This window comes from Sporosarcina sp. P20a, assembly GCF_002743175.1.
Taxonomy (GTDB): Bacteria; Bacillota; Bacilli; order Bacillales_A; family Planococcaceae; genus Sporosarcina.
The window spans coordinates 42,747-60,369 of the sequence record NZ_PDYT01000003.1 but is presented as its reverse complement, the minus strand read 5'-3'; the positions used below and the strand labels follow the sequence as shown (position 1 = coordinate 60,369).

General features: G+C 43.7%; 18 protein-coding genes. 16 read left to right on the top strand and 2 right to left on the bottom strand.

Annotated elements, in window-relative coordinates:
* The first annotated feature begins 6 nt into the window (after nucleotides 1-6).
* From CSV72_RS05865 to CSV72_RS05855, 3 genes are read left to right on the top strand one after another with little or no spacing between them, the layout of a single operon-like run.
* Nucleotides 7-885, top strand: coding sequence for an energy-coupling factor transporter transmembrane component T (locus CSV72_RS05865; RefSeq protein ID WP_099677562.1), 879 nt, complete (start codon nucleotides 7-9; stop codon nucleotides 883-885).
* Entirely contained in the window at nucleotides 867-2,540 is a 1,674-nt protein-coding gene (locus CSV72_RS05860) for an ABC transporter ATP-binding protein (RefSeq protein WP_099677561.1), read from the top strand. Before CSV72_RS05865 ends, CSV72_RS05860 begins: the two co-directional genes overlap by 19 nt.
* On the top strand, nucleotides 2,513-3,211 hold the full coding sequence (locus CSV72_RS05855) for an ECF transporter S component (RefSeq protein ID WP_099677560.1): 699 nt from the start codon (nucleotides 2,513-2,515) through the stop codon (nucleotides 3,209-3,211). The genes CSV72_RS05860 and CSV72_RS05855 overlap by 28 nt, the downstream gene beginning before the upstream one ends.
* A gap of 110 nt (nucleotides 3,212-3,321) precedes the next feature.
* Here CSV72_RS05855 and CSV72_RS05850 read toward each other — a convergent pair whose 3' ends face one another.
* Nucleotides 3,322-3,501, bottom strand: a complete 180-nt coding sequence (locus CSV72_RS05850) for a hypothetical protein (protein ID WP_233190429.1) — start codon at nucleotides 3,499-3,501, stop codon at nucleotides 3,322-3,324.
* A gap of 296 nt (nucleotides 3,502-3,797) precedes the next feature.
* Here CSV72_RS05850 and CSV72_RS05845 point away from each other — a divergent pair, with 296 nt between their 5' ends.
* The 10 genes from CSV72_RS05845 to CSV72_RS05795 all read left to right on the top strand — a co-directional run bounded on the left by CSV72_RS05845 (nucleotide 3,798) and on the right by CSV72_RS05795 (nucleotide 13,735).
* Entirely contained in the window at nucleotides 3,798-4,487 is a 690-nt protein-coding gene (locus tag CSV72_RS05845; protein WP_099677559.1) for a response regulator transcription factor, read from the top strand.
* 156 nt (nucleotides 4,488-4,643) lie between these two features.
* Entirely contained in the window at nucleotides 4,644-6,842 is a 2,199-nt protein-coding gene (locus CSV72_RS05835) for a sensor histidine kinase (RefSeq protein WP_158232162.1), read from the top strand.
* Between the two features lie 147 nt (nucleotides 6,843-6,989).
* The gene (locus CSV72_RS05830; protein ID WP_099677556.1) at nucleotides 6,990-7,349 is read left to right on the top strand and encodes a hypothetical protein; all 360 of its coding nucleotides are present in this window, start codon (nucleotides 6,990-6,992) and stop codon (nucleotides 7,347-7,349) included.
* A 79-nt stretch (nucleotides 7,350-7,428) separates the two neighbouring features.
* A complete protein-coding gene (locus CSV72_RS05825; RefSeq protein ID WP_158232161.1) occupies nucleotides 7,429-7,866 on the top strand; it encodes a DinB family protein in 438 nt (145 codons plus the stop codon).
* A 1,371-nt stretch (nucleotides 7,867-9,237) separates the two neighbouring features.
* Nucleotides 9,238-9,582 carry a lmo0954 family membrane protein gene (locus CSV72_RS05820; protein WP_099677554.1) on the top strand — a complete coding sequence of 115 codons (345 nt, stop codon included), beginning with the start codon at nucleotides 9,238-9,240 and terminating at the stop codon, nucleotides 9,580-9,582.
* Between the two features lie 15 nt (nucleotides 9,583-9,597).
* Nucleotides 9,598-10,230: a PspA/IM30 family protein gene (locus CSV72_RS05815; RefSeq protein WP_099677553.1), complete on the top strand. Its 633-nt coding sequence runs from the start codon at nucleotides 9,598-9,600 to the stop codon at nucleotides 10,228-10,230.
* A gap of 50 nt (nucleotides 10,231-10,280) precedes the next feature.
* Nucleotides 10,281-10,982: a cell wall-active antibiotics response protein LiaF gene (liaF, locus tag CSV72_RS05810; RefSeq protein ID WP_099677552.1), complete on the top strand. Its 702-nt coding sequence runs from the start codon at nucleotides 10,281-10,283 to the stop codon at nucleotides 10,980-10,982.
* Entirely contained in the window at nucleotides 10,979-12,022 is a 1,044-nt protein-coding gene (locus CSV72_RS05805) for a sensor histidine kinase (RefSeq protein WP_099677551.1), read from the top strand. Before liaF ends, CSV72_RS05805 begins: the two co-directional genes overlap by 4 nt.
* Complete coding sequence (locus tag CSV72_RS05800) at nucleotides 11,997-12,629, top strand: response regulator (RefSeq protein WP_099677550.1); 633 nt, start codon at nucleotides 11,997-11,999, stop codon at nucleotides 12,627-12,629. Before CSV72_RS05805 ends, CSV72_RS05800 begins: the two co-directional genes overlap by 26 nt.
* Nucleotides 12,630-12,904: 275 nt before the next feature.
* On the top strand, nucleotides 12,905-13,735 hold the full coding sequence (locus CSV72_RS05795) for an undecaprenyl-diphosphate phosphatase (RefSeq protein WP_099677549.1): 831 nt from the start codon (nucleotides 12,905-12,907) through the stop codon (nucleotides 13,733-13,735).
* 546 nt (nucleotides 13,736-14,281) lie between these two features.
* On the opposite strand, the gene CSV72_RS05785 is transcribed toward CSV72_RS05795, so the two are convergent.
* Nucleotides 14,282-15,019, bottom strand: a complete 738-nt coding sequence (locus CSV72_RS05785; protein WP_099677547.1) for an MBL fold metallo-hydrolase — start codon at nucleotides 15,017-15,019, stop codon at nucleotides 14,282-14,284.
* A gap of 405 nt (nucleotides 15,020-15,424) precedes the next feature.
* On the opposite strand from CSV72_RS05785, the gene CSV72_RS05780 reads away from it, so the two are divergent.
* The 3 genes from CSV72_RS05780 to CSV72_RS05770 all read left to right on the top strand — a co-directional run bounded on the left by CSV72_RS05780 (nucleotide 15,425) and on the right by CSV72_RS05770 (nucleotide 17,602).
* Nucleotides 15,425-16,621: a class I SAM-dependent rRNA methyltransferase gene (locus CSV72_RS05780; RefSeq protein ID WP_099677546.1), complete on the top strand. Its 1,197-nt coding sequence runs from the start codon at nucleotides 15,425-15,427 to the stop codon at nucleotides 16,619-16,621.
* Between the two features lie 83 nt (nucleotides 16,622-16,704).
* Entirely contained in the window at nucleotides 16,705-17,091 is a 387-nt protein-coding gene (locus CSV72_RS05775) for a hypothetical protein (protein ID WP_099677545.1), read from the top strand.
* 16 nt (nucleotides 17,092-17,107) lie between these two features.
* Entirely contained in the window at nucleotides 17,108-17,602 is a 495-nt protein-coding gene (locus CSV72_RS05770) for a DUF1648 domain-containing protein (protein ID WP_099677544.1), read from the top strand.
* The last annotated feature ends 21 nt before the right edge of the window (nucleotides 17,603-17,623 follow it).

The window sequence follows — 17,623 nt, the reverse complement described above, 5'->3', positions numbered from 1 at the left end:
AGGGTTATGGGCAATGGAATACAGGCAATTCACCCTTTCGTGATGTTTTTTTATTATAGTTGCCTTGGCTTTTTTGCAATGTTCTTCAATCATCCGATCTTTTTACTAGCCGGCTGCCTGGCATTAATTGGGGTCAATTTATCACATGACGGTGGACAAGCGATGAAGCAGTGGACGCCGTTGATGATGACTATGACTGTGCTAATTATTGTGATCAATCCATTGATTAATTCAAGGGGAACGCATGTGTGGTTTGATCTCTTTGGAAAACAAGTGACACTAGAAGCGATGCTCTATGGTGTCGTGACGGCAATGTCGTTGTTGATGATTCTTCTACTATTCGTTTCATTAAATATCGTCCTGAACGGTAATAAATTATTATATATTTTCGCTAGAATCCTACCGAGGACTGCATTTCTAATTATGATGTCCATCCGTTTTGTGCCATTGCTAAAAAGGCGGTTGACCGAAATCCAGGATGTTCAGCGTCTGAAGGGCATGACGATGACACAAGGAACATTGCGTGAGCGTGCGAAGAGCGGGATGTCGATGTTACAAATTCTGCTATCGTGGTCATTGGAAGAAGCTGTGGAGACGGCGGATTCTATGAAAGCGCGAGGGTATGGTTCTGGTACAAGACGTCCGTATATTCCGTATCGCATGACGAAGTCGGATAAACGTTGGATGAGTTATTTACTCGTAGCATTCGTCATATGCGGCACGGGTGGATTGTTGGGCTATGGAAAGATCATTATTTATCCGGAACTTGGTACATTGCATCTATCATTGCTTGATTGGGTTGTATTCACTTGCGGCATGGCTATCGCGCTGTTTCCGGTATTTGTAGAAGGGAGAGAACAACTGAAATGGAATTATTCAATTTGAATCACGTCTCGTTTTCTTTTCCAAACACAGATCAGCATGTGCTAAAGGACATTTCACTTTCCGTCAATGAAGGCGAGTTCCTTGTCATTGGAGGCGCAAGCGGTAGTGGTAAAACGACTTTATTGAAATTATTGAAGAGGGAATTGATGCCGACAGGAAAACTTGAAGGAGAAATTCTCTATAAGGGTAAGTTGATCAATGAGTGGGGAGAGCGGCAGATGGTCGAGCAAGTCGGCTATGTGTTCCAAGATCCAGACAATCAAATCGTCATGGATGAAGTGATGCAAGAGATCGTTTTCGGGCTGGAGAACTTAGGTTACTCTACTTTTGAAATGCGTAAACGGGTAGCGGAAATGGTTCACTTTTTCGGAGTAGAGGACTTGCTGAGCGCAAAGCCTTCCGAGTTGTCAGGTGGACAAAAGCAGTTATTGAATCTACTGTCGGTACTACTTATGAAACCGCGTGTGCTATTGCTTGATGAACCGACATCACAACTCGATCCGGTAGCGGCAAAAGAGTTAATACTGATGCTTGAGCGTCTGAATAAAGAAACGGGCATGACGATTGTATTGGTCGAACACCGTTTGGAAGAATTGTATGCAGTGGCGGACCGGGTCGTACTGATGGAATCAGGTGAAGTTCGGTACGAGGGAGACAGTCGTCAAGTTATTGGAGAGTTATATGCGGATTGCGCTACACAGTTCTTTCCATACTTACCTACATTCGCACGGCTCTATATGGAATTTGAAGAGACACCTATCATTTCGGCAATTCCTTTGACTGTGAAAGAATGTAAACAGTGGATCGGTCGTGAAGAGCATGAAATAGTGCCTGTAGAGGCGCAATCAAATCAATTGAAAGAGCAATGGGTACTCGAGATGGATGATGTGTTTTTCCAGTATCAAAAGAAAGCACCATTCGTCTTGAAAAGTTTTACGTTACGGATTCCGAAAGGTCAGTTTTTTGCAATGGTTGGTGGAAATGGCAGTGGGAAGACAACTGCTTTACGCGCAAGTCTCGGCAGTATAAAACCGCAACGTGGCAAAGTCCGTTTGAATGGGCAGGATATGAAGAAAATGAAGGATTCTGAGTGGCTTGGAAAAATTGCCTATTTGCCACAAAATCCGCGAACGTATTTTGTCCAGCAAACGATTGAAGAAGAAATGCAAAGTATTGGTGGGCGTTTGAAACTACCCGATGTAACGGAACGGATGCATCATTTACTTGAAGCGTTTGGTATTTCCCATTTACGTACGCGTCATCCGTATGATTGCTCAGGTGGAGAAGTCCAGAAAGCGGCACTTGCTTGTATTTTGTTAGGTGAACCCGAGATGTTGTTTATCGATGAACCGACGAAGGGAATGGATCCCGTTTCCAAGAAGCATTTAGGTGAGTTATTGTATAGTTTGCAGCAAGACGGGCTGACCATTTTTATGGTGACGCATGACATCGGCTTTGCGGCGAGTTATGCAGAACGGTGTGCGATGATGTTTGACGGAGAAATCGCGGCGGATGGTACACCGGATGAATTATTCAAAGGCAATTATTTCTACACGACGGCGATTAATCGTGCGACGCGGGAAACAAAACAGCCTGAAGTTTTGACGTATGAGGAGGCTGTAGCGACATGGGCCGTTCGCGAAAGTATTTACTGATTGTTTCATTCGTATTATTATCCTTGCTTGTCGTTTCCATCGTGTTCTTTCATTATAGAGCGTATTTGTTACTTAGCATGATCATGATCGCGGCCATTATGATTCCATTTTTTGCACGCTTTGAGTGGCGGGATGTAGGGGGAAGAGAGGTCGTCTTGCTGGCGATGCTTGCAGCGATTGCGGCAGTTGGGCGTGTTCCATTCGCTGGACTTCCGAGTATTCAGCCGACTTCGTTCATCATCATTATGGCGGGGTTAGTATTTGGTGCGGAGTCGGGCTTCATCGTTGGAGCGGTCGCGGCGATTGTCTCGAACTTCTTTCTCGGTCAAGGGCCTTGGACACCATGGCAAATGTATGCGTGGGGCATGATGGGAATGACTGCGGGACTATTGCGTAATACCGCGTTTATGAAGACATTGTGGGGAAAATGTACATTTGGTTTCGTCTGGGGCTATATATTCGGCTGGTTCATGAATACATGGGTAATCGTAGGGAATATCGAGGCATTGTCTTGGAAATACGTTGCGGGGATTTTTGCATCGAGTATCTACTTTGACCTCGCACATGCCTTATCCAATGTGTTTTTCATTGTCGTATTTGGAGCTAGTTGGATGAAAATCTTACAGCGTATTCAGCGGAAGTATGGATTGCTGTATGAGCAGCTGGGATAACTAGAAGTCAAAACACACACAAAAAGAGTAGCCAAAATTGGCTGCTCTTTTTGTGTGTGATGAATGAAAAAGAATGATTGTATTCGATAACGATGCGTTCTCCTTCAAAATCATGAAGGATTAAACGGTTGATTACCTTCCGTCTGCTTATTCTTCTTTGAATTCGTTTTATTCTTTTTAGCCGCATCATTCTGTCCAATTACATCAAAATCGTCAGGACTCAGATCATAACCTGCGCCATACTCCTCGCGCATCTGCTCATTTTTCTTCTTGTTCTTCTTATTAGGCATATTCGCCACCTCCATTATAAGAGTGTGGCATTCTTATTGAAGATTATACATCAGCTATGAGCGGTTGTGACGGTGCATAGAGCGGCTGGATGTGTTCTATGAGCGCTTGTGTGGCATGATAGAGCGCTTGGCCGTGTTCTATGAGCACTTGTGGATTTTTAAGAGCGGTTAAGGCAGTTTAATGAGCGCAAAAGAATTTATTCGAAAACATCTTAAGATTTTCTTCATATTTATCCTCAGTCTTTATTAAGAGTGTGGTGGTAGAATGAAGTTATTAGTGAGACGGGGTGACGTACATGGCAGACTTTACAGTGCTTGTGGCGGATGACGATAAAGAAATTCGCGAGGGAATTGAAATTTATTTGAAAAATGAAGGATATCGTGTACTGAAGGCGAAAGATGGTCAAGAAGCGTTAGAGTTGCTGGCGTTGAATGAAATCCATTTATTGATTTTAGATATTATGATGCCGAATATGGATGGGATCACGGCAACATTCAAGATACGGGAAGTGCAAAATATCCCGATTATTATGTTGAGTGCGAAAGTGGAAGACACGGATAAAATCCACGGCTTGTCAGTGGGGGCGGACGACTATGTCACGAAGCCATTCCATCCGCTTGAGTTGATGGCTCGTGTGAAGTCGCAACTTCGCCGGTATGTGCAGTTAGGGACGTATGAAGGGCAAAAAGTCATTGAAGTAAATGGTCTTGTTTTAAATGAAGAGGAGAAAGTGCTGACGGTGGAAGGGACGCCCGTTCGCCTAACTCCAATTGAATTTAAAATAACGGAACTACTGATGAAACATCCAGGTCGCGTATTTTCAATCAATGAAATATATGAACGCGTGTGGAATGAACAAGCATATAACGCAGAAAATATCGTAGCGGTGCATATACGAAAAATTCGAGAGAAAATCGAAGCGGATCCGAAAAATCCGCGATATGTGAAGGTGGTGTGGGGCGTTGGTTATAAAATTGAAAAATAGAAACGGCTTAGTTGGGTCACTTATTGCTATTGCGTTAGCTCTCGGAAGTCTCATGTACTGCGCTTCTTTTACGGTTGATATCTTCCTAGACGGCTGGGAACGATTAAGCTTGGCAACTCATTACTTTGGTCGAATTATTAGAGGAGGAACCGTATGATGAACAAAAATATAAAATTGGCCATCTGGTCCGCACTCGTGACACTTGTATTGATCGCGTTGCCGTCCATCATTCATTATGCACCACAGCTTGTTGGCAAATCGTTTACCGACCAAGAAGATTTTACCTATAGAATGGAACAAGAATATGATAATCTGTCGGCTACCGTACTGAATCCAGTCGACTTGAAAAAAGCAGAAAAGGAATTAACGGTTTCGCTGGATGAAATTACAGAATACCGACAACGATACGGTACGCTGTCTGAACAGCTTGATAATATCCAGCAACAATATGCAGAACGAATTGCGGATGCGAAACGCGAGGAAAATGAAACTGTACTATTGGCTCTAGTTAAAGAGCGGAATACGAAACTAGAAGATATTAAAAAGAATTTTGAAAGCGATAATTATGTAGAAGACAAAATCCGCTCGGAAAAGGCAAAAGCTTTAGCTAGTCAGATTAGGGAGACGGAAAATAATCGGCAAACGAATATTCCGATTGCCTATGATCTCGTGAATGTTGAAACGGGTGAGCGATTTACGCGTGGAGATGTCGAGGTCACGTCACTCTTCCAACAACAATTTACAGATGCTACAGGATATTTCAAGGCGAACTCGGCTGTGTATGACAATGGGTACTCTGACTATTCAATGGAACAAGGATCGATGTTCACAGATGACGATGTGGAAGGCATTAGCAACCCTCCGCAATATTTTGAGGGTACGGTTATTATTCCCTCAGATGCTACGGTGTTAAACGATATGGCCAAGGAAAATGATCAATTCATCCGTGGGAAGTATATGGTATATGGATTGTGGGTTCTCGGTGTGCTTGCGCTTGTGGCGTTGTTTACAATTATGAAGTTCCAGAAAGAATGGGTGCTTCAGCCAAGATTTGCTGCTACGTATTCACGCTGGAAAATAGATGTGAAAGTAGCTCTTTTGCTACTAACCGCATTTATTCTAACTCTTTATTTGGAATCGACTATATTCAATGTCTTTAATCAGTTTATGTATCTAACCTTGGGGACTATCAGTAATATGGCGGTCAGTTTCTTGCTGATTGGTGTACTGTTTACCGCACTGTTGGCGTTTCAGGCTGTTCACTTATTTATGCTATACCGCGAACCTGGGCGGCTGATGAAGGATTGGCATGAAAGTTTTACGATGCAATTTATGCAAGATGTTAGAGACACATTCAATAATCGTACAATCGGTGTACAGTTATCGTTGTTGCTCATGATCTTTTTCCTTGCCGGTGTAGGCTTGGTGGGTGGATTCATGCAACCGGAGCTTCTTGTAATTTACGCTTTCTGTGTATTATTTGTCTTGCTACCCGCATTATTCATTTACGTGAAAAAAACAGCTTATTTGAATCGTATATTGGCTGCAACGAACGATATGGCGGCTGGTCATCTGACGCAGGCGATACCGGTGAAAGGGAAATCACAGCTTGCAAAACATGCAGCGAATTTGAATAATCTTCGCGAAGGGGTTCGTGTATCAATCAATGAACAAGCGAAAAGTGAACGGTTGAAAACAGAGTTGATCACGAATGTTAGCCATGACTTACGGACACCGCTCACTTCCATTATTACGTATACAGATTTATTGAAAGATGAGTCGTTAACTGCGGAAGAACGTGCGAAATACGTTGGCATTTTAGATCAGAAATCACAGCGCTTGAAAACGCTTATTGAAGATTTATTCGAAGTGTCAAAAATGGCAAGTGGCAATTTAGAAATGGTGAAGCGGCGTGTGGATTTAAATCAATTGATCCAACAAGCGTTGGCAGAACATGCGGAACAATTCGTTGAGCAAGACTTGCATGTTCGAACTACTTTACCTGAAGAACCAGTCTTTGCGATGGTAGATGGACAAAAGTGGTGGAGAGTACTTGATAACCTGCTCATCAATATCTTGAAATATTCATTGCCTGGTACGAGAGTATACGTCAATCTTCAGCAAGTGGGATCGACTGCGCGTATCGTGTTGAAAAATGTGGCGAGATATGAACTTGGCGATACTACGGATGAGTTATTTGAACGCTTTAAGCGCGGTGATGCATCCAGACAGACGGAAGGTTCCGGTTTAGGATTGGCTATTGCTCAATCTATTGTCGAGCTACATGGCGGCCGTATGGAAGTGGATGTCGATGGAGATTTATTCAAAGTGACGATTGATGTCGTAGGTGGGTAAATTAGCACGGAGTAAGATGGGATAAAATTCCTGTCTTACTCTTTTTTGAATTTTAAAAAGGAATTAGTTTAGTTTATGGCGAATACGGGTATGTATAGAGAGTGCGGTCTATAAATTATGGATTGCATGAAAGGGAGGAATGGTTATATGACAATCGTTGACGGAAAGTATCCAAACAAAAAAGATCTTACTCCGAAAGTGGAAGAAATCAATGAGGAACAGTGTGTGGTAGAAGGTGTAGTAGTACCAGATGAACTACCTCTTGCCGATCCAGCAGATTCTGATTCAAGTGTAGCATTTAGAGAAAATGCACAGGATGAAACGGGAGAACATAAACCCTCCGCTTACAGTCAAAATAAATCACCAAGCCAAAATTATCATGATCTAACACCCGGTGAAAAGTTCCCGTATGGAGATCAGGAAGAATATAATCGTAAATACAACCACGAAGCGCATGACCAGTGGAATGAGCATAAGAACATCAAAAAGCAAGAAGATCCATCGTAAAGTCAGCCTGCCTAAGAGCAAGGCTGTTTTTAGATTAGATGAAAGGGTGGAATGAATGGGGGCATTGCAACAGTTTTCAATGGCTAGAGGTTATACGTTAGGCCTCATTAAGCGAGCAGATGAACATGCGTGGGACGTTCAACCTGAAGGCTTTTCTAATACCATCCGATGGAATGTAGGACATATTTATTCTTTGACTGAAGATCTTCTTTACCGTGCAATAAATGACTACCCAGTCGACAAGTTGGAATGGGCAGAATTCTTTGCGCCAGGAACGAGTCCATCTACTTGGCCAAGCACACCTCCAGCGAAAGAGGAGCTATTCGCTGCGATGAAAGACCAAGGCAAGCGTATTTCGCAACTGACCGAACAACAGTTGGTGCATCCATTAAGTACACCCATTTCCATTGGAAAGTTCATTACGATGGAAACTGCGGAAGAAGTTCTACAGTTTCTGACATGGCATGAAGGTATGCATGCTGGTTTGATAGATGGTCTACTTATGGTAATTAAATAAATTCGAATATAGCTGTTCAGGAGATCATAATGGATTTCTTGAGCAGCTTTTTTGTGTTGGAGTTGGGATGTATTCAGTTGGTAAGTAAGGAATGGTATAGGGCGGTTCCGGATAGTTGTTTTTAATGGAATTCATACTTAAGTGATTGTGGATTACGTTTCTGTTAAGAGTGTGTAATAAGCGGCTTTGGGTTGTGGTTCTTGCGCGTGCATTTTCTGTTTCTAGTTTGTTCAGGAGGTTGTGTTTTAGCTGCCTATGTAAGTGGCGAGTCCATTGCCCTCACTCCGGCGCTGGTGGATGGCTTTCGCGAGGAGCCATAGACAGGAAGGTCGCCTGTCTTTGTCTCCTCGCTACGCCTACCACAGCAGGCGCCTTCGTTAGATTGGGTGTAGGGCAGTTCGTGTAGTGGTTTTTACTCGTTGAAGTGCTGTTGGATTACGTTTCTGTTAAGAGTGCGTAATAAGCGGCTTTTGGTTGTGGTTCTTGCACGTGCATTTTCTTTTTCTTGTTTGATCAGGAGGTTGTTGTTTAGCTGCCTATGCAAGTGGTGAATTCATTGTTCCCACTACGGCGCTGGTGGATGGCTTTCGCGAGGAGACAGAGACAGGAAGTTCGCCTGTCTTTGTCTCCTCGCTACGCCTACCACAGCAGTCGCCTTCGTTGGATTGGGTGTAAGGCAGTTCATATACTTCTTTTTCAAAAGCACAAAATGAGGATTACCGAGTCGCAGCTCTTCTTCCTATTTAGAACCACAACCGAAATAAAAACCACTCAGTAGCGCAGGCACAACTGCGGGGTAGGCCGTGGCCGGGAGACAACTGGCAGCACCACCGCCAGCTGACTCATGGCTGTAGGCAATCCCCCACGTGCCTGCGCGGGTCACGAAAACGAACACTCACTAATTTCCATCCCCAACAACCAGTCGAGCAACGCTCCTCAAGAAAATGACAAAGACCCGCAGCCGCCTAGTCTTTCTGCCAAACATGTTTTTAGGTTGGGTAAGATACGCATTTTATCATTTTACTAGCCTACTTATAACCCCAATCTAAATAATTTCCACTTAGCAGCGAAGGCGCAACTGGCAGCACCACCGCCAGCTGGCTCCTGGCTGTAGGCAATCCCCCACGTGCCTGCGCGGGTTCAGAAAGTGAACACTCACTAATTTCCATCCCCAAGAACCAGTCGAGCAACGCTCCCCCCAAGAAAGTGACAAAGGCCCGCAGCCGCATAGTCTTTCTGCCAAAACAGTTCCTAATATCTGTACCTACTCACACTCAGCCTTAAGTCTGAGTAAGAAATCCGCTACGAGACCGTCGGTGAAAACCGGAATTCATTATAAACTAAGGTTACAAATGAAGGGAGGACATCAACATGAAAAAACTTGGACTACTATTACTAGGAATTGTGGCAGGTTTAGCCCTAGCGCTAAACGTAGGCCCCATCATCGCTTTAGCAGTTACAGGTGCAATCGCGCTTGTCAGCTACCACTACTGGAGAAAAAGCCACTCGATGTTCGCGAAAGTATTTTGGATGACAATCTTGATCATCAGTGTAATCAGCTCGATTTCAAACATCGGTGCATTTATCGGGATCATCGCATTGATTGGAATCTATTATGTATATCGCAAATGGAACGACCGCAATGTAAATCCGAATGTTATATCCAATGACCCGTTCACAAACTTCGAACGTCAGTGGAATGAACTTACAAAATAAAAGGAGAGATGTAATATGAACGCATTTTGGCACAAATTGAGATATACGGTACAAGAGGATTTGAATAATTTGATGGATAAGCCACAGAAGAAGGAAAATCCACTTGAGTTACTGAATCAGTATTTCCTAGATGCGCAAAAGCAAACAGCGGAAATCGGTAAGTTGCTTGAACGTCAAGGAAGACTGAAAGAAGAATTGGAAAACGAATGTCAGGATGCGGATTTGATGGCGGTGAAACGTCGTCGTCAGCTAGAACTCGCTGAAGCGACAGGAGACGCAGAGTTGATTGCGTTCGCGCAAGAAGAAGTAGAGGCATATGAAGGACGAGTTGCCCGTTTGTCTGCGAGTATCCAAGACGCTACGCAAGAATTGCTGTCATTGGAACGAAAGTTTGAAGAGATGAAGCATCGCGTGAAGGATATGCGTGTTCGTCAGTTGCAATTGATGGGTAAAGAGAATGTGACGCGTGCGCAGGAAAAGATGGATCGATTCGTCAAGCCGGATCAGTCGTTTTCAACACTTGACGACTTGCATTCGTACATTGAAAACCTTGGCGGTGGAACGAGAACGACGCAATCGCACTCGTCAATGGAGCAGCGTTTAGATTCATTAGAGAAATCTAACGCAAAATCTCAAGATATTGTGTAAACTATAAGAGGAAGCATCGCGCTTCCTCTATCGAGAAGGGAGAGAATGGAATGGCTAAGAGGGATTCTACTAAAGTTTCGGTATACTTACTTGCTCTTTTGGCGATTGCTTTCGTCGAATCCATGTTGTTTTCAAATGGTAACTTCATCTTCCTCCTTCTCGGTTGGGGATTTCTCGATTATGGTTATCGAAAACGCGGAAAATGGACAGCAATCACAGGTATCGTCTTCATAGTGATCGCGCTTTTGACGTTATGGAGTGTACGGCTGCTGATTTTAGCAATTGTATTATATATTATAATGAAATTATGGAAAGGCACGCCGGCCAGTGAAGTATTTGGAGATTTGCAAAAGCCTCGGGTTAGACGGTCGCAAGGTATGTGGAGGAACCGCTTATTCTCGGTCCAATCCACGCCATTTGCGACGTATGAGTGGGAAGATATGCATATGCAAGGGTTCTTTGGTGATGTGCATGTCGATGTGACGGATACGGTATTGCCTAAAGGCGCTTCATTTATTTCGATTCGGCAAATCTTTGGTAAAGTGCGTATTGAACTGCCTTATGATATTCCGGTGCGAATTCATTATGCCACGCTTTATGGTGAAGCGAATATTTTAGGCAAGGCCTCACAGCAATTATTTAATGAAACGATACAAGAACATGATGGCTATGAAACGAAGCGATCGAATGATCCCGAGTTGATTATATCGGTGTTTACTTGGATTGGCGATGTGGAGGTGCGTAGAAAATGAAGGCAATCATTGGTCGCACCATTTTCTTAACGTTGACGTTTAGTACGATCGTCGCGGTCTTTTTCTATTTGTTCTTTGCTTTATCAATCGCTGGATATCAGAGGTTGCTACTCGATACGGAAGCTGCAGATATGCCGTTGCTTGTCTGGTTGTTCACAACGATTTTCATCATCAGCTTAGGAATTGCAAGCTGGATTAGCCTAAACAGTAGGACGAAAGAGAACATCATTATTGGGAAACTACAAGACTTGTATGCTAAACAGGAATTTACGACCTCAAATAAAATGAAAAAACAAACGAACCGTTCCATTGAACAGCTATATGAAGTACTCGAAGCCCAGCGAAATAGTTTACGTAAGATTACGGATGAGCGAGTCGAGACACAAGATAAAATTATTCAGGAACGGATCGTCCAAGAACGTCAAAGATTGGCGAGAGAACTGCATGATTCTGTGTCTCAACAATTGTTTGCGGCGTCTATGCTGTTGTCAGCACTTGCGGAACAGGCGGAAGAAGGTCCAATTCGTAAGCCGTTACTGCAAGTGGAGAGAATGGTTCAGCAGGCACAACTAGAAATGCGGGCGTTACTTCTTCATTTACGTCCGGCTGCACTGCATAACCAAACGCTTGCGAAAGGTCTCGAAGAGTTATTGAGTGAATTACAGGAAAAAGTGACGTTTGATATTACACATCGTTTAGAAGATATTGAGCTATCTAAAGGCGCGGAAGATCATTTGTTCCGGATTGCACAAGAAACGTTATCGAATACACTTCGTCATGCCAAGGCAACGGAAGTAGAAATTTTATTAATCGAACGAGATGGATTGGCGATTTTACGCGTGCAAGATAATGGCGTTGGATTTAAGCAAGATGACGGTAAAGGTGGATCATATGGTCTACAGAATGTGAAAGAACGTGCGATTGAGATTGGTGGGAGTTGTAAGATTGTCTCAGTACCGTCTCAAGGAACGATCGTAGAAGTAAAATTACCTATTTTGAAAGGGGAGCTGGCGGATGATTCGAGTGCTGTTGGTAGATGATCATGAAATGGTGCGCATTGGCGTATCGACGTATTTGCAAATGCAACCGGATATCGAAGTGATTGCGGAGGCAGAAAATGGTCAGATAGGCGTCGTGAAAGCACTGGATTTACGTCCGGATATTATTTTGATGGACATGGTCATGCCTATTATGAACGGCGCTGAGGCGACGGCTGCGATTATCGACAAATGGCCGGAAGCGAAAGTCATTATCGTCACTAGCTTCCTCGACGATGATAAATTATACCCCGCACTTGAAGCTGGGGCTGTCAGCTATATTTTGAAGACGTCCAATGCGAAGCGCGTGGCGGATGCGATAAGGGAAACGATGCAAGGGCAAACTGTGCTTGAGCCCGAAGTAACTTCTAAAATGATGACAAAAATGCGAGGTGGTCAGACGCATGCCTTGCATGAAGATTTAACCGATCGTGAGCTAGAAGTGTTATTATTATTAGCTAAGGGTAAATCCAATCAGGAAATTGCGGATGAACTATTCATTGCGTTAAAAACTGTTAAGACTCACGTCAGTAATCTATTATCCAAATTGGAAGTCCAAGACCGCACGCAGGCGGTTATTTATGCGTTTCAAAATAAATTAACGGATTAATAGTCTACAAGTAAAAGCTACGGCATATTAGTAGATCGACGATAAAACTGTGGATAAACAGCGATTTTAATTAGAATAGTCTGAAGTTACGAACTTTTCCACAATCTATCCACGTACTATGTGTATAAGTATTCAGTTATGTGCAAAAATAAAAAGTATGCACATGTGGATAAAAATATTCTGTCGGAAACTTATCCACTGTTTGTTACGTCATGGTAGACTGGATAAAAGAAAATAGAATAGCAGAAGGGTAGCCTTCGCGGAAAGAGAGTCATATGGAATTATTTGATTTAATTAAAGCGTTAATATTAGGGTTCGTAGAAGGAATGACGGAATTCGCGCCCGTTTCTTCGACAGGTCATTTGATTATTGTCGATGATATGTGGCTGAAGACGGAAGAATTCCTCGGGAAATATCCTGCAATAACATTTAAGATTGTCATTCAGCTCGGTTCGATTTTGGCTGTAGTCGTGGTCTTTTGGAAACGGTTATTTAGTTTAGTCGGTTTGTATAAAGTGGATAGCGAAGTCAAAATGAGCGAGCGTTTCAATTTGCTACACGTCATTGTTGGTATGTTGCCGGCTGTTATTTTCGGCTTTGCGTTGAAAGATTTGATTGATGATTATTTATTCGGTGTGGAAACAGTTATTTATGCGTTAGTAGCAGGTGCGTTGCTGATGATCGCGGCAGATAAGTTTGGACCGAAAAATCCACGCGTGCAGACGTTGGATCAGATTACATATAAACAGGCATTCACAGTTGGACTGGTTCAGTGTTTGTCGTTATGGCCAGGATTTTCACGTTCGGGTGCGACAATTTCCGGAGGTGTATTGTTCGGAATGAATCACCGGACGGCTGCTGATTTCACGTTCATCATGGCGGTTCCAATTATGATGGGCGCAAGTCTAGTGTCGGTGTTGAAGAACTGGGAGTATATGTCGATGGATGACATCGGGTTTTACGTGGTTGGTTTCTTAAGTGCGTTTGTGTTCGCACTAATTTCTATCCGTTTCTTCCTGAAGTTAATTTCAAAGGTCAAGTTAATGCCGTTTGCGATTTATCGTATTGTGCTGGCAGCGATCTTGGCAGTGATTGTATTTTTATAAGAAGTAAGGCGACCTTTGCAGTATTTGCGGAGGTCGTCTTTTTTTGTAGGATGAAATAGATAGGCTGGCGGGGATAGGGGAGGGGATTTGTGCTTCGGAGGGGACGCTTTCCTGCGGCCATGGCTTGAGCCTCCTCGTTCGCTTCCCTACCTGCGGGGTCTCAAGGCTCATGCTATTCCCGCGGGAGTCGCCCCTCCTACGCTCCAATCCCTGCAATATAAGTGGGTGATATTTATCAAAGTTCAATAAGGTCAGTGTTGTAATCATTTCTGTTTTTATCTTAGATAAGTTTAAGGAAAACAATAATTCACATTCTACTGCCAGTGAGTGTTCTAAATCCTTCTACTATAAAAGTAGGATGGAAGCGGAAGTTGGCGGCGACTCCCGATGGATCAGCCCGATCAGGTGAGACAAATAAGAGAGCATAGCGAACAGTTGGCTCACCGCGGGCCCATGGGAAAGCGTCCGCCAACTGGAGCTTCCATCCCCTCGTACTCTCAAACTTACTCACCAATCCTAAGTGCTCACCAATTTACTCTCCTGGTGTTAAAGCAGTGTATACTTCTTCCCAACTTCCGCAATTTCTACCGAACCACTAAACGTTTTTCCGGCTTCATTTAATATCTCATTTATATCACCATGATGTGGCAGATGGGTGAGGACGAGTTGTCCCACGTCTGCTTGCTGTGCCATGTTTCCTGTTTGGCTACCTGCCATATGACCTGGAGACTTACCAAGGTGCTCTTCGTATAGATTGGCCTCGCAAAATACGATATCTGCATGTCGTGAGAATGTCACAAGCTTGTCCGACCATTCCGTATCGGCCGTGAAAACAGCTGACTTGCCTTCTACTGTGAACTTCATTGCGAGACAGTAGACAGGATGGATGGTTGGACAAAACGTAACAGTGAACGGGCCAATTTGAACGGATTTATTTTCCCGAATTTCGATACCTCGTGTTTGCTCTTTATACGACAACTTCGCAAATTGTTCCTCGTCCTGCGCATGTCCATAAATCGGCAGTGGACGGGAAGGTTGTCCAAGGTAGTACTGAATCAACCGGCTATATTGCAGGCTTCCTATGTCTGCGATGTGATCAGCGTGATAATGGCTGATGACAACGGCGTCGAGTTGGTCGAGTTCGATGTAGTTTTGCAGGGAAGATAATACGCCACTGCCGCAGTCGAGTAGGCAATGGAATCCTTCGTGTTCAATGAGAAATGAAGAGGTGGCGCTGTTCGCTTTCGGATAGCCGCCCCAGATGCCTAAAGGGATGATGTTCATGAGAATTCCTCCTGTTTGGTTATTTTAGTACTTTCATTGTAAGTGAAGGGTGTGTAAATGTCGTGAAAGTAAGTGTTTTTTGAGGTGCGGATTCTAATCGCCACCTTTCACTTTTGTGTCATCTAGTTCCAGCGGCTAGGATCTCGGGTCATAAGTCGTGCTGGTCGGGAGGTAAAACGCGCCTCAAGTCCAGCCCGTCTTATGCCTGTCGATCCTGACGAGCCGCTTCCACTTTTGTGTCATCTAGTTCCAGGTGGCAGAGTCTCGGGACATAAGTCAAAGCTGCTGTGCGGCAAAAAGACGCCGCTTCGCATCTTCGTCTTATGCCTGTCGACTCTAATCGCCACCTTTCACTTTTGTGTCATCCATGCGATAATGGAGAAAATACACTTTGAGGATGACGATATGAGTAAATTAGTTGAAATACAGTTAAATGCACAGGGCACGGTGGCTTTGAAGAAGGGGTATCCTTTGATTTTGAAGGATGCTGTGATGAGTAGTGAGATTCAGACGAAGGAAGGTAGTTTGATTCGTTTGACGGATCGATACCATAAGTATTTGGCTACGGGTTATTATGGAATTCAAAATAAAGGAATCGGCTGGGTGCTGACTTCGAATGAAAAAGAAGAGATTGACTTTGATTTCTTTGATCAGAAAATGGCGACTGCTTTTGAGCGTCGTGACGCGTATATGAAAGATCCGAATACGACGGCTTTCCGTTTATTTAATGGAGAAGGCGACGGAATTGGTGGCGTGACGATCGATTATTTCGATGGCTATTATATGGTCAGCTGGTACAGTGAAGGCATTTATGCGTTCCGTCACCACGTCTATAACGTGTTGGATAAGCGTGGGGGTTACAAAGCGGTTTACGAGAAGAAGCGTTTTGATTCACAAGGGCATTATGTGGAACAGGACGATTTCGTTCAAGGAACACCTGGAGATTTCCCGATTATTGTCAAGGAAAATGGCATGAACTTTGCGATTGATTTGAATGATGGCGCCATGACAGGAGTTTTCCTTGATCAGCGCGATGTACGCGAAGCGATTCGTGACAATTATTCGGAAGGTCGCGAAGTGTTGAATACGTTCTCTTATACAGGGGCGTTTTCGGTTGCGGCGATTTTAGGTGGCGCGAAGAAAACGACGAATGTAGATTTGGCGAAGCGCAGTGTCGCGAAGACGATTGAGCAGTTTAGCGTAAATGGCATTGATTATGAGCAGCAGGATATTAAAGTAATGGACGTCTTTGACTATTTCCGTTATGCGAAGCGTCATGACATGAAATTTGGACTCGTTGTACTCGATCCGCCGAGCTTTGCGCGTTCGAAGAAGTATACATTTAGTACAGCGAAGGATTATCCTATGCTGATGAAAGAAGCGATTGCCGTTACGGAGAAGAACGGTATTATCGTGGCTTCTACTAATAACGCAAGCTTCAGTATGAAGAAGTTTAAAGGTTTCATTGAGCAAGCATTCAAAGAGACGGATATGCGCTATAAAGTATTGGAAGAATCCTCGTTACCAAGAGACTTCCGTACGCCACGGGACTATCCTGAATTTAATTATTTAAAAGTCGTGATTGTGCAGAAGTTACGTTAATTCGTCACAAAAACGTTGGGTGACAATGTCAATATTTCCTAGTACGATGGATCTAATGAAGTCGTGAAACGGGAGGATGACATATGAAACAACTACTTGCGCTGTTGGCTGTGGTGTCCGTCTTAGTACTAACTGGCTGTTCCAATGTGTATAGCCAGGAAGACGGCTACCGCATGGCAATCATCAATCAAGGATTTCCTGTTCCGAAAGAAGCGTATGAAGTGAAAGCTGAGGATTGCATAGGTGAGATTTCTAAATCGGCAAAGTATAAGCTAAAGGGAATCGGTGACGCGGAAGGCAATCCACCAGCTCATTATTTGCGAACGATCGAGGAATGGGGCTGGACTGAGATGGTGGAAGACCGCAGAGGATCCATCCATTTCTATGAGAAACAAGGCAAGATTATGTCGCTCAATATTAAAGAGAATGTCTTTGATGTATTTGAAATGACGAGCGCAAAGGAATCATAAGTAAGGTGGCGAGAGTATGGAGACGAAAAAACCGAAGCTAGACATAGAGAAACCTGCTGTTGCAAAAGCGTTCGATGTGTTGGTTATCGCTTTATTCGCTGCTTCTCTCGTCTATTTAGTGTTGCAGTGGAATCAATTGCCTGACCGTATTCCTGCGCATTTTGGTGCGGGCGGGGAAGTGGACCGTTATGGTTCAAGAATGGAATTACTGCTGTTGCCGATCATAGGTGTAGTCATGTGGGTTGGGATGTGGATGCTGGAGAAGTATCCGCATGCATATAACTACTTAAATTTGCGTCCTGATAACGTAGAAATCCAGTACCGCTATGGCGTGGTATTTATGAATGTCACTAAAAACATTTCGACACTATTATTTGTCTTTCTCATATGGCAGACAACCGATATCGCCTTGGCTCGAATCGAATCATTAAATATGCCGATTTTTATCACGATACTTGGGCTTTTATTCGGTTCGATGGGTGTTTATTTTTATAAAGTAATGAAATTGTAGAGAATAGCTGTATTGTATTCC

Bases quoted from the DNA above. Each gene is read 5' to 3' on its own strand.
- CSV72_RS05865 (WP_099677562.1), top strand. From the start codon at position 7: ATGGGCAATGGAATACAGGCAATTCACCCTTTCGTGATGTTTTTTTAT.
- CSV72_RS05860 (WP_099677561.1), top strand. From the start codon at position 867: ATGGAATTATTCAATTTGAATCACGTCTCGTTTTCTTTTCCAAACACA.
- CSV72_RS05855 (WP_099677560.1), top strand. From the start codon at position 2,513: ATGGGCCGTTCGCGAAAGTATTTACTGATTGTTTCATTCGTATTATTA.
- CSV72_RS05850 (WP_233190429.1), bottom strand. From the start codon at position 3,501: ATGCCTAATAAGAAGAACAAGAAGAAAAATGAGCAGATGCGCGAGGAG.
- CSV72_RS05845 (WP_099677559.1), top strand. From the start codon at position 3,798: ATGGCAGACTTTACAGTGCTTGTGGCGGATGACGATAAAGAAATTCGC.
- CSV72_RS05835 (WP_158232162.1), top strand. From the start codon at position 4,644: ATGAACAAAAATATAAAATTGGCCATCTGGTCCGCACTCGTGACACTT.
- CSV72_RS05830 (WP_099677556.1), top strand. From the start codon at position 6,990: ATGACAATCGTTGACGGAAAGTATCCAAACAAAAAAGATCTTACTCCG.
- CSV72_RS05825 (WP_158232161.1), top strand. From the start codon at position 7,429: ATGGCTAGAGGTTATACGTTAGGCCTCATTAAGCGAGCAGATGAACAT.
- CSV72_RS05820 (WP_099677554.1), top strand. From the start codon at position 9,238: ATGAAAAAACTTGGACTACTATTACTAGGAATTGTGGCAGGTTTAGCC.
- CSV72_RS05815 (WP_099677553.1), top strand. From the start codon at position 9,598: ATGAACGCATTTTGGCACAAATTGAGATATACGGTACAAGAGGATTTG.
- liaF (WP_099677552.1), top strand. From the start codon at position 10,281: ATGGCTAAGAGGGATTCTACTAAAGTTTCGGTATACTTACTTGCTCTT.
- CSV72_RS05805 (WP_099677551.1), top strand. From the start codon at position 10,979: ATGAAGGCAATCATTGGTCGCACCATTTTCTTAACGTTGACGTTTAGT.
- CSV72_RS05800 (WP_099677550.1), top strand. From the start codon at position 11,997: ATGATTCGAGTGCTGTTGGTAGATGATCATGAAATGGTGCGCATTGGC.
- CSV72_RS05795 (WP_099677549.1), top strand. From the start codon at position 12,905: ATGGAATTATTTGATTTAATTAAAGCGTTAATATTAGGGTTCGTAGAA.
- CSV72_RS05785 (WP_099677547.1), bottom strand. From the start codon at position 15,019: ATGAACATCATCCCTTTAGGCATCTGGGGCGGCTATCCGAAAGCGAAC.
- CSV72_RS05780 (WP_099677546.1), top strand. From the start codon at position 15,425: ATGAGTAAATTAGTTGAAATACAGTTAAATGCACAGGGCACGGTGGCT.
- CSV72_RS05775 (WP_099677545.1), top strand. From the start codon at position 16,705: ATGAAACAACTACTTGCGCTGTTGGCTGTGGTGTCCGTCTTAGTACTA.
- CSV72_RS05770 (WP_099677544.1), top strand. From the start codon at position 17,108: ATGGAGACGAAAAAACCGAAGCTAGACATAGAGAAACCTGCTGTTGCA.